The organism is Citrobacter sp. GW821-FHT07H02, assembly GCF_059418505.1.
Genome location: NZ_JBWKPZ010000005.1, coordinates 133854 through 149483 on the forward strand (window position 1 = coordinate 133854; position 15630 = coordinate 149483).

The following is a 15630-nucleotide window of genomic DNA, read 5'->3' on the forward strand; positions in this document are numbered from 1 at the left end:
GCTGAATATGCGACGTCAGGCCGGGAGAGACATTTGCGCCTCCTGACGAGGCGCTTCATGCATCAGACGCGGTTTTTCCAGACCGTCTGGACGTTACAAAACTCATGCAAACCAAAATGGGAAAGCTCACGGCCAAAACCGCTTTTCTTCACCCCGCCAAATGCCACCCGCGCATCGCTGGCGCTATAGCCATTGATAAACACGCCGCCGCATTCCAGCTGGCTGGCCATTTCCTGGGCGCGCGTTTCATCGGCGGTGAAAATCGTCGCCGACAGACCGAAATCACTGTCATTGGCAAGTTGTAAGGCATGCCCGGCACTCTTCGCCACCGTGATTGCCGCCACCGGACCAAACAGCTCCTGGCGAAATGCCGTCATTTCAGGCGTCACATCACCCAAAACCGTTGCCGGATAGTAGTTGCCTTCCCCGGCGATTTTTTCCCCGCCCAGCAATAAACGCGCACCTTCTGCGACCGACGCCATCACCTGTTGATGGAGTTCATCACGCAAATCAAAACGCGCCATCGGTCCGAGATTGTTTTCCTCGTCAAACGGGTTACCCATTTTCAAGGCCGCCGCCGCGGCGACGAAGCGTTCGGTAAACCCGCGGGCAATGCCTTCTTCGACAATAAAACGTTTCGCGGCAGCACAAACCTGTCCGGTATTCTGATAACGGCCAGCAACGGCCGCTTTCACCGCCAGGTCCAGGTCGGCATCGTTCAACACAATAAACGGATCCGAACCGCCCAGTTCCAGCACGCACTTTTTCAGCGCCGCCCCTGCCTGAGCGCCAATAGCAGCGCCAGCGCGAACGCTGCCGGTGACTGTGACCGCCGCAATACGCGGATCATTAATCATCTGGCTGACGCCCGCATTGCTGGCGTTGAGCCAGCCGTAAACACCTTCAGGTATCCCCGCGTCAGCAAAAATATCGGCAATCAGCCCTGCACATCCCGTCACGTTCGGGGCATGCTTTAAGAGATAGCCATTACCCGCCAGCAGGATGGGGATCGCCCCACGCAGCACCTGCCAGAGCGGAAAGTTCCACGGCATCACCGCCAGAATGGTTCCCAGCGGGCGATACTCAATCACCGCTTGCTGATTTTCCACTAGCGTCGGCTCAGGTTTAAGCATTGCAGGACCGTGTTCCGCATACCAGTCGCACAGGCTGGCGGATTTTGCCACTTCGCCGCGCGCCTGGGCGATCGGTTTCCCCATCTCACGCGTAATGCATTGCGCCATCTCTTCAGCCCGCAGTCGCAATGCCTGCCCGACATTGCGCAGTTTCTGCGCCCGGTGCGCGACCGTCGTGCGCTTCCATGCGGCAAAACCACTGGCGGCCAGAGTGAGGGCCTGCTCAATTTCGCTGTCGCTACTCCAGGGCATAGCCGTCAAATGCGCTCCCGTTGCCGGGTCCACTGAAATGGCATGTGTCGCTGATGTCGGGTTCATAGGTTTCTCTCTTTATCACAGGGGATGGCGATATCATGACCCCGTTTACTCTTTCTGAAAATTGAATAATATTAACCACACCATTCACAAATAGAGAAAGCCATGGATCTGACGCAACTGGAAATGTTCAATGCTGTCGCCCAGACGGGTAGCATTACCCAGGCCGCCGCGAAAGTGCATCGTGTCCCCTCTAACCTCACGACACGCATTCGCCAGCTTGAAGCCGATCTCGGGGTGGATCTGTTTATTCGTGAGAATCAGCGTCTGAGGCTTTCTCCGGCAGGCCATAACTTTTTGCGTTATAGCCAGCAGATCCTGGCATTGGTCGATGAAGCGCGGATGGTCGTTGCCGGTGATGAACCGCAAGGATTGTTCTCTCTCGGCGCGCTGGAAAGTACGGCGGCCGTGCGTATTCCCGCCACACTCGCCGAATATAACCAGCGTTATCCTAAGATCCAATTTGCCTTATCCACCGGACCTTCCGGCACCATGTTGGAGGGCGTACTGGAGGGTAAACTGAATGCCGCCTTTGTGGATGGCCCCATTACCCACTCCGGTCTTGAAGGAATGCCTGTCTACCGTGAAGAGATGATGATTGTCACCCCGTGCGGTCACCGCGCCGTGCACCGTGCCAGTGATGTTAACGGCAGTAATATTTACGCGTTTCGCGCGAACTGCTCCTATCGCCGTCATTTTGAAAGCTGGTTTCATGCCGATCGCGCCACACCGGGTACGATTCACGAAATGGAGTCCTATCATGGGATGCTGGCATGCGTTATCGCCGGTGCGGGCATCGCGTTGATTCCTCGCACGATGTTAGAAAGTATGCCCGGACACCATCAGGTCGACGCCTGGCCGTTAACTGAGGAGTGGCGCTGGCTGAATACCTGGCTGGTTTGGCGACGCGGCGCAATGACCCGACAACTTGAAGCCTTTATGGAACTGCTGCCTCCTCAAACGCGCTCATAGTATTAGCGTATCGCGGGTGTGCGCGGCACAGAGAGCAAGTCAATTTGTGACAACGTCACCACCAGCAATGCGTACACGGAGCGTTCAGAAGTGGTGTCACTTTTTTAGCGACTAAAAAACGTGACACTAATCACAAAGTGATTGTGTTTTCGCCAGAAAACGTTTTAAGATCCTGATCTAACCCTTTCGCAATAAGCCCCATTACTTTTTATGTCAACACGCATTGTTTCCCGTAAAGTCGCGTGGCTACGGGTCGTTACGCTTGCTATTGCGGCTTTTATCTTCAATACCACCGAGTTTGTCCCTGTCGGCTTGCTCTCTGATATTGCGCAAAGCTTTCATATGCAGACGGCACAGGTCGGTATTATGCTGACTATCTACGCCTGGGTTGTGGCGCTGATGTCGCTTCCCTTTATGCTGCTGACAAGCCAGGTGGAGCGACGCAAGCTGCTGATCTGTTTGTTTGTGCTGTTTATCGCCAGCCATGTGCTGTCGTTTCTGGCGTGGGATTTTACCGTTCTGCTCATCAGCCGTATCGGCATCGCCTTTGCGCACGCCATTTTCTGGTCGATCACCGCCTCACTCGCCATCCGCCTGGCCCCTGCCGGTAAACGTGCACAGGCATTGAGTCTGATCGCCACCGGAACCGCACTGGCAATGGTGCTCGGGATCCCTATAGGGCGCATTGTTGGGCAATATTTTGGCTGGCGTACCACTTTCCTGGCTATCGGCATGGGCGCGCTGGTCACGCTCGTGTGTCTGTTCAAGCTCCTGCCCACCTTGCCCAGTGAGCATTCTGGCTCGCTGAAAAGCCTGCCGTTACTGTTTCGCCGCCCTGCGTTGATGAGTCTTTATCTGTTGACCGTGATTGTGGTGACCGCCCATTACACGGCGTACAGCTATATCGAGCCGTTTGTGCAAACCGTGGCCGGGCTGAGCGCCAACTTTGCTACCGTGCTGTTGCTTATCCTCGGCGGCGCCGGGATCGTCGGCAGCGTGGTGTTTGGTAAGTTGGGCAATCGGCACGCCTCCGCGCTCATCACTTTCGCCATTGTCCTGCTGGCGGGTTGTCTCCTCCTTTTGCGTTCTGCCGCCGGCAGCGAAACACACCTGGCAATATTGAGCATCTTCTGGGGGATTGCCATCATGGTTATAGGTCTGGGTATGCAGGTGAAAGTGCTGGCGCTGGCGCCGGATGCCACCGATGTCGCGATGGCCTTGTTCTCCGGCATCTTTAATATCGGTATTGGTGCGGGCGCGCTGGTGGGTAATCAGGTGAGTTTACACTGGTCGATGTCTGCCATCGGCTATGTCGGTGCCGTTCCGGCGGTTATCGCGTTAGTCTGGTCAGTGATAATTTTTCGCCGCTGGCCTGTCTCGCTGGAGGAACAGCCACAACCGCAGTGACAGGAACGAAAAGGCCCGACGTTTTTGCGCCGGGCCGTAGACGTTAATGATAGGTTTTAATAATTTCCAGAATACCGTTAATGATAAACTGTACGCCCATACAGACCAGCAGGAAGCCCATCAAGCGCGAAATTGCTTCAATTCCCCCTTTGCCGACCAGACGCATAATAGCCCCGGAACTGCGCAGGCTACCCCACAGAATGAGCCCCACAATGGCAAAGATCAGCGGCGGTGCGACAGCAATCACCCAGCCAGGAAAATCGGAACCATCACGCACGGTTGAGGCCGAACTGATGATCATAGCAATCGTACCTGGACCCGCCGTACTTGGCATGGCCAGTGGCACGAAGGCAATATTGGCCGACGGTTCGTCTTCCATCTCTTCAGATTTGCTTTTCGCTTCCGGCGACTCGTGCGCTTTCTGCTGTGGAAAGAGCATTCTGAAACCGATAAAGGCGACAATTAATCCCCCGGCAATCCGCAGCCCGGGAATCGAAATGCCAAACGTATTCATGACTAACTGACCGGCGTAATACGCCACCATCATAATCGCGAACACATAAATCGACGCCATCATCGACTGATGATTACGCTCTGCGCTGTTCATATTCCCGGCAAGTCCGAGGAACAGCGCCACGGTCGTCAGTGGGTTAGCGAGCGGCAGCAGAACAACCAGACCCAGCCCTATCGCTTTAAACAATTCTATCATTGGTAATCTCTTCTCCAGTCGCTCTTCAGTTAGCGGCAAGTATAAGTTCAAATGAGCGCTGACCGCCATTTCAGCGATGTAAGCATTCATTTTCCCATCTCATCTATAAACTGTAATTATCATTAAGTTATTAAAAGCTAAACCATCAGCGTCATGAACCGTTTTAGCAAATCGTGTCATCACACTATTCATTCATTTGACTTATACTTGCCTGGGCAATAGTATCTGCCGTGACTAACTACTTGCCGGGGCAACCATCGTGAAAAGCACCAGTGACCTTTTCAATGAAATCATTCCACTTGGCCGCTTGATCTACATGGTAAATCAGAAAAAAGATCGTTTGCTAAACGACTATCTGTCACCGCTGGATATCACCGCCTCGCAGTTTAAGGTGTTGTGTTCCATCCGTTGCGCGGAGTGCATTACCCCGGTTGAACTTAAGAAAGTGCTGTCTGTTGATCTCGGCGCATTGACGCGCATGCTTGACCGCCTGGTCTGTAAAGGCTGGATCGAAAGACTGCCAAATCCCAACGATAAACGCGGCGTGCTGGTGAAACTCACCGAACACGGCGCGACAATTTGTGAGCAATGTCATCAATTAGTAGGACAAGACCTGCACCAGGAACTAACAAAAAACTTAACGGCGGATGAAGTGGCAACACTTGAGTATTTACTCAAGAAAATCCTGCCGTAAACAGAAAGAGGTATGACGATGTCCAGACGCAACACTGACGCTATCACTATTCATAGCATTTTGGACTGGATCGAAGATAACCTGGAATCGCCGCTCTCACTGGAAAAGGTGTCAGAGCGTTCAGGTTACTCCAAATGGCACCTGCAACGGATGTTTAAAAAAGAAACCGGCCATTCATTAGGTCAATACATCCGCAGCCGCAAAATGACCGAGATAGCCCAGAAATTAAAAGAAAGTAACGAGCCAATTTTGTACCTGGCTGAGCGTTACGGCTTTGAGTCGCAGCAAACGCTGACCCGGACGTTCAAAAACTACTTTGATGTGCCGCCGCATAAGTTCCGCATCACCAATATGCACGGCGAATCCCGGTATTTGCTGCCACTCAATCAGTGTCATTGATAATCGCCTGTTAACGACGTAATCGAGGAAATCATGAAATTTTTGTCTTCTGCAATGCTGGCTCTGTTGCTTGTGGTCTCCGGCCAGAGTGTTGCGGAACAAACTGCCCAGCCCACAACACAAACGAATCGCGATGTGATGATCATACCCACTGCGCACGATCAATCCCCTTTCGATTTCAATCATATGGGGGCTGGCAGCGATAAGTCCGACGAGTTAGGCGTACCCTATTACAATCGGTATGACCTCTAATTCGTTTTGCCCCGTCACTGCGGGGCTTTTTTTACCCTCTCGCCGGTGCCGGTTTGCGTAAACGAAAACCGAACACATTGATATACAGCCCCGCCATAATCAGCACCGCGCCCAATAATTGCAGTCCGGTCAACGTTTCATCCAGCAGCACAGCGGCACTGGCCAGCCCAACTACCGGAACTAACAGGGATAACGGCGCCACGCGCCAGGTTTCATAACGCCCCAACAGCGTGCCCCAAATCCCGTATCCGACAATGGTGGCAACAAAGGCAAGGTAGACCAGCGATAACACCGTCGTGGTATCAAGGCTGACCAGGCTTTGCATCATGCGCTCGGAGCCATCCAGAAACAGCGAGGCGAGGAAAAACGGAATAATCGGGATCAACGCGCTCCAGACCACCAGCGACATGACGGCCGGGCGCTGCGCATGCTGCATGATCTTTTTATTAAAGATATTCCCGCACGCCCAACTGAGCGCAGCAGCCAGGGTGAGCATAAACCCGGTCATCGCCACATGTTGCCCGTTGAGGCTGGCTTCAATCAGCACCAGCACGCCAAAAATCGCCAGCGCAATACCTGCCACCTGTTTGCCCTGCAAACGCTCGCCAAACGCAAACGCCCCCAGAACAATGGTGAAAAAGGCCTGTGCCTGTAATACCAGCGACGCCAGTCCGGCAGGCATGCCGAAGTTGATCGCGCAAAACAGAAAAGCAAACTGCCCAAAGCTTATCGTCAGACCGTAGCCCAGCAGAAGCTTAAGCGGGACTTTAGGGCGGGCAACAAAGAAAATCGCCGGGAACGCCACCAGCAGGAAGCGTAATCCCGCCAGCATCAGTGGCGGCATATTGTGCAATCCCACTTTGATGACGACAAAATTCAGCCCCCACACTACCACGACTAACAATGCCAACAGCCCGTCTTTACGCGACATCCCCTGACCTCTGCAATTATTAAATTTTTGTAAACAAGTTAACTTAGCGGAAATCGTTGTCCTGCAACAGATCATTAATTCAGGTAGGCCGTGCAAGGCACTTTCGGACAACTTATTAGGTATACATCACAATTTTGCCGTGCTATTCCTTTCTGACAGTTAAAAAAAACAAAAAAACACGCATTGTCAGGCAGGAAAATGAACACCACTCTGAGACGGTCAACCCTTGCATTACTCGCCTCATCGCTATTGCTGACCATTGGTCGTGGCGCCACGCTACCGTTCATGACCATTTATCTGAATCGCCAGTATGCGCTGGGTGTCGACATGATTGGCTATGCCATGACGGTGGCGCTGACCATCGGCGTGATCTTCAGTCTTGGTTTCGGCATTCTGGCGGATAAATTCGATAAAAAACGCTACATGCTGGTGGCGATTTGCGCGTTTGCCTTCGGGTTTATCGCGATCCCGCTGGTGCATAGCGTCACCCTGGTGGTACTGCTGTTTGCGCTGATCAACTGCGCCTATTCCGTTTTTGCCACCGTGCTGAAAGCCTGGTTTGCCGATAACCTCTCAGCTACCGCGAAAACCAAAATTTTTTCGCTCAACTATACCGTGCTCAACATCGGCTGGACCGTTGGGCCACCGCTCGGCACCCTGCTGGTGATGCAAAGCATTAACCTGCCTTTCTGGCTGGCGGCCGTCTGTTCGGCCTTCCCGTTGGTGTTTATTCAGACATGGGTTACACGGTCAATGCCCCCTGTCGATAGCATGAACACCGCAGTATGGTCGCCGTCGGTGCTGCTGCGCGATAAAGCATTGCTCTGGTTTACCCTCTCCGCGTTTCTCGCTTCGTTCGTGGGCGGCGCGTTCTCATCCTGTATCTCCCAGTATGTGATGGTCGTCGCTGACGGTGATTTTGCCGAGAAAGTTGTCGCCGTGGTGTTGCCGGTGAACGCCGCCATGGTGGTCAGCCTGCAATATGCCCTCGGGCGCAGGCTCAGTGCCGCGAATATCCGCCCGCTGATGGCAGCAGGCACTCTGTGCTTCATTATTGGGCTGGTGGGTTTTATGTTCTCCGGAAACAACCTGATCCTGTGGGGTGTTTCTGCCGCGGTCTTTACCCTCGGTGAAGTGATCTACGCACCGGGGGAATATATGTTGATCGACAATATTGCCCCTGCGGGCATGAAAGCGAGCTACTTCTCTGCACAGTCGCTTGGCTGGCTGGGCGCGGCATTTAACCCGTTAGCCAGTGGCATTATTTTAACCACGCTTCCCGCCTGGTCGCTGTTTGCGGTACTGATTGTCGCCATTGGTCTGGCATGGGTGATGATGCTTAAAGGCATGCGTGTTAAACCCTGGCAGCAGCCAGCAACCTGTTAAATCATCAACCACCGTGCAGGCGTCGTGCTTGCACGGTCATGTCGCCATCATTCCTGATAAAGAATGCCTGATTAATACCCACCTTAATTCTCCCAGCATCGCCATTTTGGTTACTCTTTTTCATATTTCGCGCCATCGTACAGTCAAAAAATTTACGCTGAATTTGAAATAATCACCTAATTCATCTTTTGTTTAGGTTCATGCTGATAAGATTAATGTCAACGAGATGCAATAAAGGTAGACGAGGAAACACACCAAAACAGGAGACATCATATGCTGGGTAATATGAACGTTTTTATGGCGGTACTGGGAATAATTTTATTTTCCGGATTTCTGGCCGCGTACTTCAGCCACAAATGGGATGACTGATGAACGGAGATAACGCTACGCCGACATGGCCCCTTGTTGCATCACTGCACAAGGGGCCATTTTTTTACCTGGATAACGGGCAAAAAAAACCGCCGGATAAACCAGCGGTCAATGCTTGCATGGATAGATTTGTATTTTGCTTTGTGCGTTATCTGGCAATTCCCTGCGAAGACAACGGATCGCATACACCTTATCACTGACAATCTCAATGAAGGTTAAACAATACGGAACTAAGTCAGCCAACAGCCTGTTTTGTAAATGCCGGGTAAACGGGTTCACGACGGATAATCCGGGTAATTTTTTGCTGCTAATCCATAAACATGCAGCGATTTCTGCCCGTCTGCTTACCCTCATACATCGCCCGGTCCGAGCGCCCCAGCACCACATCCAGAGGTTCCCCAGGTTGCGCCCGGGTTACCCCTCCAGTCACAGTGATGTTAATCTCACCACCAGGGTAGTGAATGCTGTTTTCGGCGATTAAGTGGCAGATACGCATTCCAGCCTGACACGCCATATCGTCGGTCTGTGCTCTGATGATGATAATGAATTCTTCACCGCCGTAGCGGTACGCCGTTTCGTCATGCCTGGCCCACGCCGCGAGATTCGCCGCCAGTGTCCGTAACACAACATCGCCAACCAGATGCCCATAGGTGTCATTCACGGATTTGAAGCGATCGATATCCAATAAAAACAGATATAAATGAGAGGGGCTGGCATCAATAAGCTGGCGGTCAAAAGACTCATCCAGAACACGTCGCCCCGGTAATCCCGTCAATATATCCATATTGCTCCGGATATTAAGCAGGTATATTTTGTAGTCTGTCACTGCGGCAGTGAACGCTAACAATGCGTCCTGAAATTGCTCAAAATGTTCTGGCAGCCATCTTTTTTCGACAATCGCCAATAGCAAAACACGGCCACTGGCATGCATTTTGGTATGTGCTGCATTTATCTGATAGAGATATCCCGTCTCATCGGTGTCACGTGCTGGATGATTATTCAACCATTTCCCAAACTCGCACAAACAATGTGAGTCAACATGCGTAATTTCTGGCTGAGTTATATCAGATGAAGCCACGCAGCGAAACATTTTGACCAGCCACTTATAGTGGGCATCAATAGATTGATTCAGACTCAGTAAAATTACATCTATTTCGGCGGTTTTTCTAATCATCGTTCCTCCCCACTCATACATCCCTGATGTTATAGAGTCTAGCGATAGAAAAGCATATTTTTGTCAATTTAATCATAGAAACCCAACCATAGAATGCGGTCATTCACAACACTATGATTTTAAACAAAAGCTAAACAAAAAAAGTAGATAATCCTAAACCAGTAATAAAAATTCCAGGTAATATCCGTCATCTTTCTGGCTACTTGCGCGACAGTCCGAATTAATGAAGGGATAAATATAAAAATGAATAGCTCAATTTTCTCCCAAAGTATTCACTGTTCAATTATTCGACATTTGCGAAATTCATATAACCAATAATATGTTTGTGGAACCACCAGGATTCATGATCGGGTATTACCCCGATCATGCAGAATAAGAACGACTGACTTAACCCGCAATGAAGCTGCATCGGCTCAATACGCGGCTCCTGCCCTCGCCACGCCGAATAGAGCTGTTCCAAATCCGTACTGTTGCCCCGAGACAAAATCACCTCCCGGAAGCGCTGGCCCGGTACGCTGGGGCCACCATCATGATGGTGTTTATATTCACTTTCCTGCTGCTCTACTACGCGAAATATGCAAACCTGAAAGCTGGTAACGGCTATTCCTGGCGCAACCGGCCAAAATGGGCACCGATTGCGGGTTGGAGAGATTTCGATTGCGAGCCGCTACACATAGTGATCGTTGGCCTGTCAGGTAAACATATTAAGTTGATCGGGAGGCAATACGTCAGCTTGAGTCACGTCTGTCGTTTAGAACTTGACCCTGGAGGTTAGCCACAGGGTCTCACGATCACTAAGTAAGCTCGTCAGGCCAGCATACGAGGAGATCGTCCCGCTCGGTGTCGTCACGAATGGGCCGAAGAAATCGGTGTATTTCAATTCAATCTGATACCTGGACTGCACCATCGCGCTAAGACCAATAGAATAATTGCCCGTGTGCGCATTGCCCCCTAGTGGGACGGCAGATTCGCCTTTGAGGCCGACTGCATATGTCAATGGCATTGCCAGGTCAATCCCAGGGAACACCTGGTCCCAGGTTGGCATAAAGTTCAGGTTCAAACTAAAGAAATCACGAGTAGACTTATCGATGCCGGTGTACGCAGGATTACCACGATATTGCGCATATCCCTCGGTCACCGATAGTAAGCGGTCCCAAGCCAGTTCGGCCACTACCGTAGCGCTATCGAAGAAAGGCGTATTTCCGATTCCATTCACCCCGTTCAACACGGTATGAAAGGTCTTGCCAATCGCCCCACCGGTTTGACCATCCTGTGGCATCGCGCCGATGAAACCAGGCGTGCCTGCTTTAACTGGCGACACCGTGAGGACTTGCTGGCTATTCAGAGGCATGTTTCGGCGGTAGCTCAAATCCAGACCGACTTTCACTCCGGCAATGTCTTTGGACAGGCTAAAGCCGTAGATGTCGATATCGCCCGCATAGGTAATGGCGTATTGATTGGTTTTCTGGTTGAACACTACCGTATCCGGCAACTGATCTGCGGTGCGGCGGAAGAACAGCCCCATCGTACCTCCGAGCCAGCCAGGGCTCCACTTCACATTCAAACCAAAGTCTCCGACCTTATTTGGTGTCACATCATCGCCATGCGTAGCGAGATTACCGTTGGGCAGATATACGGTTTCACCGCCGTCTAACGCAAGGTCATACATGCCCATGTACGAACCGGACTCAGGAAAGCGTGCGTGCTGCCAGTCAAGGAAATATTCTGCGCCGAACGACCAGGTGGAGGAGACCACGTAATCAGCAGTCACCTGGTTACGTGGGAGAAATATTTCAGTACGCTCACTGAGTGGTGAACCAAACATCATTCCGAGATCAATCGGAAACTGGCCGTAGTTGATTCCATGCAGCGGAGCAAACAAGCTATTCCCCCATGACTGCAGGCTTTTACCCACACTGAGATTGAGTTTCTGCTGGCCGAACTCGAAAGTATGATAGGCGTAAGCTTCCAGCAACTGGCCAGATGGACCTTCCGCAAAGCGTTTAGTGTACGGGCTGAGAGCGCCGGCAGTCGGCTTACCGTCCACCAAAGTGTTCGGAGTATTATTATTACTCTCTAGATTGCTGTAGGCCGGGTCGTACCAGGCCGAACCGCTGACGCGAAACCCCATCTTCTTTTGGTAATCCAACTGGAGTTCGCTTAATAGACTAAGGCGCTCGGTAACCATAGCACCCTTGCCGAAGTTTAGATCTCCATCGTTGCTGTTGGGGCTGTGCGTGATCGCCTGATCTTGCTCGCCTATTCGCTTACCCAAATTGAGCCTTACGGTGTTGTTCCAGTGGACGTTCAGATCCGGGTTGTCGATATTGAAGTCGAATGCCAGTGCAGACACCGAGAACAGAGCCGTCGCCACGGCGATGGTCAATTCAGGCAGATGCTTCTTGAAGTGCAAAGTGTCGTTTTTCTCTTGCATGGTTTTTCTCCTGCCTGAATGTAGCTAATCGCATTTGAAATCCCGCAAAATCGCATTTACCCTGTCCGGATTGCATTCCATTGCTCTGGCGTCACAATAACTGCATGCCCATCACAAGCATTCTGTCTCGCACCTCTGCAATTTTGGCGATTGGTAATTGACATTCTCTCCGGCCTAAAAAAGCCCGCCCCAGCGAAACCTCACTCTGATTCCCGCCCCCGTATACTCCCGTCTCCAGGCGGCCAGCGACATGCCGTACTGGTTGATGAACCAGCGGCATTGTTGCAAATTTTACAATGAGGTAGACCTATGTGTGATTGAAAGCCTTATATTTCAAAGACTCTGCTTACCAGACATCTCGCCCAGGGGATTACCATAAGAAAACGGCGAGATCTGGCCTCTGCATAGTGCATGCATCACCTCAATACCTTTGATTGTGCCGTAAGCTCTCTTCATGGACTTGAATCCCAGCGTGACGCCGATTATCCGTTTCACTTTGCCATGATCGCATTTTATGAAGTTATTACGGTACGAACTGGGCATCCCATAGCCAGGCAGGCAATTCGGCTGAGCGAGTAGCGCAGGTTCTCCATGTAGCGCAAAACCCGTTCGAGGTGCACTTCGTTGATCAGGTAGCGGGCCTCCTCCAGGTAGTTGGTCAGGGCCGCAATACGAACCATTGGGGTCATGCCGATCGCCTTCTTGTTCTTGTGGCTGCGTCGCACCGGGGGTTCTGTCACGAAATGACAGCTGCCGAACCTCATCAGAGCGAGTTTGGTTTGTTCGATGACGATAGATTTTATCGGAAGATTCAGTAAAGCGCGTACGCACTTTTATATGTCACCCAGAGGTGTTGGAAGCCACCGAGAGGCTCTAGCCCGCGTGGTGCGCGGGATCTGGCTGCGGAACCGCATGTCGGATGACGTTTGCACTGTCATCAGTTGAAAAGTTCTTGACGTTCAATGTGTAGTTGTAAGTATTCCTGAAATCCGCGCCATTCACTTTTAGAGATCTTCCGACATACTGATTATGTCCCCTGGTTAGGGTTTAGCTGTCATCAATATTCATCATCTCCATATAGCTAACGGCACTGTTCTAATTCAATGGCATCACGGATCTTTTCCAGAGCCTGGCGCAAATTAGGAATACTCACTGAGCCAAGTGCGATTCTTATAGCCTGAGGCGTCGTGGACGAGGTACTGAAAGGGTCGGCCGCAGAAACCGAAATATTGCTGTTCATCAGATCTTTTACGACCCGATCCGCGCGTGATGCGTCCGGAAGAGGAAGCCAGGCAAAGTACGACACCGGATGTGTTATACAAGGGATATGACCTAAGGTTTCCCTCAGCACAGATTGCCGCTGGCGTGCGTCACGTCTTTTAAGTTTTTCGAAACGAGCCACTGTTCCATCCTGAATCCAGTTACATACCAGGGTGGTCATTAATGAAGGCGTATTCCAGGTTGTCGCGCGAACCGCTCTCTCCAGAGCAGGCCGGTATGCTTCAGGGCAGATAACAGCGCCCACTCTAAGGCCTGTCGCCACATTCTTCGAAAAACCCGTGACATACACGGTACGCTCAGGGGCAAAAAACGCAATTGGTAGTGGTGCTCTGCTTATCAGATACGCGTAGGCCGCATCCTCAATAATGATCAGGTCATGGGTGCGGGCTATTTTGACCAGTTCTGTGCGTTGGTTTTGAGTAAGCACCCACCCCAGGGGGTTATGCAGAGTCGGCATAGTGTAAACCGCCCTGACATGTCGTTTCTGGCAAAGCTGCCTTAGGGCGGCCAGATCTGGGCCATTGGCATGATACGGTATAGCGAGAAGCTCAAGGTGGTACAGTTCGGCCAGCGCTTTAAATCCCGGATAGGTGAGCGCATCCACTGCCACAACATCTCCTGGTCTTAACAGCCCCATGACAGTCACGGTCAGACCGTGTTGCGCGCCATTAACGATGACTACATTGTCTGCTGTGGGCTGAAACCCGTGGCATGAAAGATGACCTGCGATAATCTCGCGTTCAGACAGCCTGCCAGCATGAGGTTGATAGCGCAGATGCGATTCAAGATCGCCGACCGTAGATACCTGTCTGAGCGCGTCACGCAACAGCTCCCCCTGGCCGGGTAAAGCCGGATAGTTGAAGTTGAGGTCAAGAACGTCCGTCGCCACAGCATGTTGATCAACGCCGTGGCCATATGGCAGTGAAATTTCTCTAACAAACGTTCCTCGCCCGGTTTCCCCACTGACCAGGCCCATTGCTTCCAGTTCACTATATACCCTTGTTGCCGTAGCCAGGGAGATGTGTTCCTGCGCCGAGAGTTCCCTGTGCGTCATCAAACGGGTACCGCCCGAAATATCCCCGTTTCGAATCATATTCGCAAATCTATCCACAATGGCTTTATAACGTGCTTTCACCCAATGTATCCATGACAATTATTTGATTGTATCAGATTGGCGAGATTACCATCCGCCTCACGAACGCTCAAGAATGTGGGCAAAATGTATAAAGTGAGGAAACTATGGTTAATTCAGTGATACATAAAACGGGTTCGGTTTCGGGCTGGCTAAATGGTTTGCTGGGCGTTGTGATTTTCAGTGGTTCGCTGCCGGCCACGCGTGTTGCCGTACTTAATTTCGACCCCCTATTCCTTACGTTCCTGCGAGCATCCATTGCCGGCATGCTGGCAATAATGCTGATTTTCGGTTTACGAGAAAGACGCCCACATGCCTCGCAAATTGCGCCGCTGCTCATTGTGTCACTCACCGTTGTCATTGGATTCCCTCTACTGACCGCTATGGCACTGAAACATGTAACCTCAGCGCATTCCATTGTATTTTTAGGGCTTCTGCCTCTTATGACCGCTATCTTTGGCGTTTTGCGTGGTGGTGAGCGTCCCAGACCGGCATTCTGGATCTTCTCGGTCATCGGCAGCCTGCTCGTTATTGGCTTTGCACTCTCAAAGAACGCGTCTGGCTCAGTGACGGATGATCTTCTGATGCTTGCTGCCGTAGTTGCCTGCGGTCTGGGGTACGCTGAAGGCGCAAAACTGACTCGCGTTCTGGGGGGATGGCAGGTTATCAGTTGGGCATTGATTCTTTCGCTGCCTTTTATGCTGACGGCATCCCTTTTTACGATACCTGATACCTTCAGTGGCATAGGCACTTCAGCCTGGATTGCGTTGGGATATGTCTCTCTTTTCAGTATGTTGATAGGTTTTATTTTCTGGTACAAAGGGCTGGCGATTGGTGGTATTGCTGCTGTCGGTCAACTACAGCTTCTACAGCCCTTCTTTGGCCTTGGTCTGTCAGCCACCCTCCTTCATGAAACCGTCAGTCCTCTTATGCTATTCATAACGCTGGGCGTCATTCTGTGCGTTATCGCTTCCCGTCAATTTGCCCGATAACGAACGTCATGATGGAAAACCGGGCATCGCACCCGGTTCTTTTTTGAGGC

Annotated in this window: 16 protein-coding genes and 2 pseudogenes; 9 read left to right on the forward strand and 9 right to left on the reverse strand. The window is 51.6% G+C overall.

The window, feature by feature from the left end:
- Window positions 1-62 precede the first annotated feature (62 nt).
- Window positions 63-1451: a succinate-semialdehyde dehydrogenase gene (gene sad / locus AC07NP_RS08710; protein WP_494660182.1), complete on the reverse strand. Its 1389-nt coding sequence runs from the start codon at window positions 1449-1451 to the stop codon at window positions 63-65.
- A gap of 102 nt (window positions 1452-1553) precedes the next feature.
- Between sad and ptrR the strand changes: the two genes are divergently transcribed.
- Window positions 1554-2420 carry a putrescine utilization regulator PtrR gene (ptrR, locus tag AC07NP_RS08715; protein ID WP_494660183.1) on the forward strand — a complete coding sequence of 289 codons (867 nt, stop codon included), beginning with the start codon at window positions 1554-1556 and terminating at the stop codon, window positions 2418-2420.
- A 210-nt stretch (window positions 2421-2630) separates the two neighbouring features.
- On the forward strand, window positions 2631-3827 hold the full coding sequence (locus tag AC07NP_RS08720) for a sugar transporter (RefSeq protein ID WP_494660184.1): 1197 nt from the start codon (window positions 2631-2633) through the stop codon (window positions 3825-3827).
- 43 nt (window positions 3828-3870) lie between these two features.
- Here AC07NP_RS08720 and AC07NP_RS08725 read toward each other — a convergent pair whose 3' ends face one another.
- Entirely contained in the window at window positions 3871-4536 is a 666-nt protein-coding gene (locus tag AC07NP_RS08725) for a MarC family NAAT transporter (protein ID WP_192612175.1), read from the reverse strand.
- A gap of 259 nt (window positions 4537-4795) precedes the next feature.
- On the opposite strand from AC07NP_RS08725, the gene marR reads away from it, so the two are divergent.
- From marR to marB, 3 genes are read left to right on the forward strand one after another with little or no spacing between them, the layout of a single operon-like run.
- Window positions 4796-5230: a multiple antibiotic resistance transcriptional regulator MarR gene (marR, locus tag AC07NP_RS08730; RefSeq protein WP_203357877.1), complete on the forward strand. Its 435-nt coding sequence runs from the start codon at window positions 4796-4798 to the stop codon at window positions 5228-5230.
- Window positions 5231-5248: 18 nt separating this feature from the next.
- Window positions 5249-5629: an MDR efflux pump AcrAB transcriptional activator MarA gene (gene marA, locus AC07NP_RS08735; RefSeq protein WP_192612173.1), complete on the forward strand. Its 381-nt coding sequence runs from the start codon at window positions 5249-5251 to the stop codon at window positions 5627-5629.
- A gap of 33 nt (window positions 5630-5662) precedes the next feature.
- Window positions 5663-5881 carry a multiple antibiotic resistance protein MarB gene (gene marB, locus AC07NP_RS08740; RefSeq protein WP_203357878.1) on the forward strand — a complete coding sequence of 73 codons (219 nt, stop codon included), beginning with the start codon at window positions 5663-5665 and terminating at the stop codon, window positions 5879-5881.
- Window positions 5882-5912: 31 nt separating this feature from the next.
- Here marB and eamA read toward each other — a convergent pair whose 3' ends face one another.
- On the reverse strand, window positions 5913-6812 hold the full coding sequence (gene eamA / locus AC07NP_RS08745; protein WP_494660185.1) for an O-acetylserine/cysteine exporter: 900 nt from the start codon (window positions 6810-6812) through the stop codon (window positions 5913-5915).
- Window positions 6813-7010: 198 nt separating this feature from the next.
- Here eamA and ydeE point away from each other — a divergent pair, with 198 nt between their 5' ends.
- The 3 genes from ydeE to AC07NP_RS08760 all read left to right on the forward strand — a co-directional run bounded on the left by ydeE (window position 7011) and on the right by AC07NP_RS08760 (window position 8767).
- Window positions 7011-8198, forward strand: coding sequence for an efflux MFS transporter YdeE (gene ydeE / locus AC07NP_RS08750; protein ID WP_494660186.1), 1188 nt, complete (start codon window positions 7011-7013; stop codon window positions 8196-8198).
- Window positions 8199-8471: 273 nt separating this feature from the next.
- Window positions 8472-8567, forward strand: a complete 96-nt coding sequence (mgtS, locus tag AC07NP_RS08755; protein ID WP_000901367.1) for a protein MgtS — start codon at window positions 8472-8474, stop codon at window positions 8565-8567.
- Window positions 8567-8767 (forward strand): hypothetical protein, encoded by a 201-nt coding sequence (locus AC07NP_RS08760; protein ID WP_494660187.1) that lies wholly within the window; start codon window positions 8567-8569, stop codon window positions 8765-8767. Before mgtS ends, AC07NP_RS08760 begins: the two co-directional genes overlap by 1 nt.
- Before the next feature lie 107 nt (window positions 8768-8874).
- On the opposite strand, the gene AC07NP_RS08765 is transcribed toward AC07NP_RS08760, so the two are convergent.
- From AC07NP_RS08765 to AC07NP_RS08790, 6 genes and pseudogenes are all read right to left on the reverse strand, one after another.
- Window positions 8875-9741: a diguanylate cyclase gene (locus AC07NP_RS08765; RefSeq protein WP_494660227.1), complete on the reverse strand. Its 867-nt coding sequence runs from the start codon at window positions 9739-9741 to the stop codon at window positions 8875-8877.
- A 382-nt stretch (window positions 9742-10123) separates the two neighbouring features.
- Window positions 10124-10249 (reverse strand): annotated as a pseudogene (locus AC07NP_RS08770) (hypothetical protein); the annotation flags it as partial.
- A 243-nt stretch (window positions 10250-10492) separates the two neighbouring features.
- Window positions 10493-12175, reverse strand: a complete 1683-nt coding sequence (locus AC07NP_RS08775) for a DUF1302 domain-containing protein (protein WP_494660188.1) — start codon at window positions 12173-12175, stop codon at window positions 10493-10495.
- A 326-nt stretch (window positions 12176-12501) separates the two neighbouring features.
- A pseudogene (locus tag AC07NP_RS08780) lies at window positions 12502-12706 on the reverse strand (DDE-type integrase/transposase/recombinase); the annotation flags it as partial.
- Window positions 12688-12900 (reverse strand): hypothetical protein, encoded by a 213-nt coding sequence (locus tag AC07NP_RS08785; protein WP_494660189.1) that lies wholly within the window; start codon window positions 12898-12900, stop codon window positions 12688-12690. The pseudogene AC07NP_RS08780 and the gene AC07NP_RS08785, both read right to left, overlap by 19 nt.
- A gap of 356 nt (window positions 12901-13256) precedes the next feature.
- A complete protein-coding gene (locus tag AC07NP_RS08790) occupies window positions 13257-14591 on the reverse strand; it encodes an aminotransferase-like domain-containing protein (RefSeq protein WP_494660190.1) in 1335 nt (444 codons plus the stop codon).
- A 104-nt stretch (window positions 14592-14695) separates the two neighbouring features.
- Between AC07NP_RS08790 and AC07NP_RS08795 the strand changes: the two genes are divergently transcribed.
- Window positions 14696-15580 carry a DMT family transporter gene (locus AC07NP_RS08795; RefSeq protein ID WP_494660191.1) on the forward strand — a complete coding sequence of 295 codons (885 nt, stop codon included), beginning with the start codon at window positions 14696-14698 and terminating at the stop codon, window positions 15578-15580.
- Window positions 15581-15630: the final 50 nt, after the last annotated feature.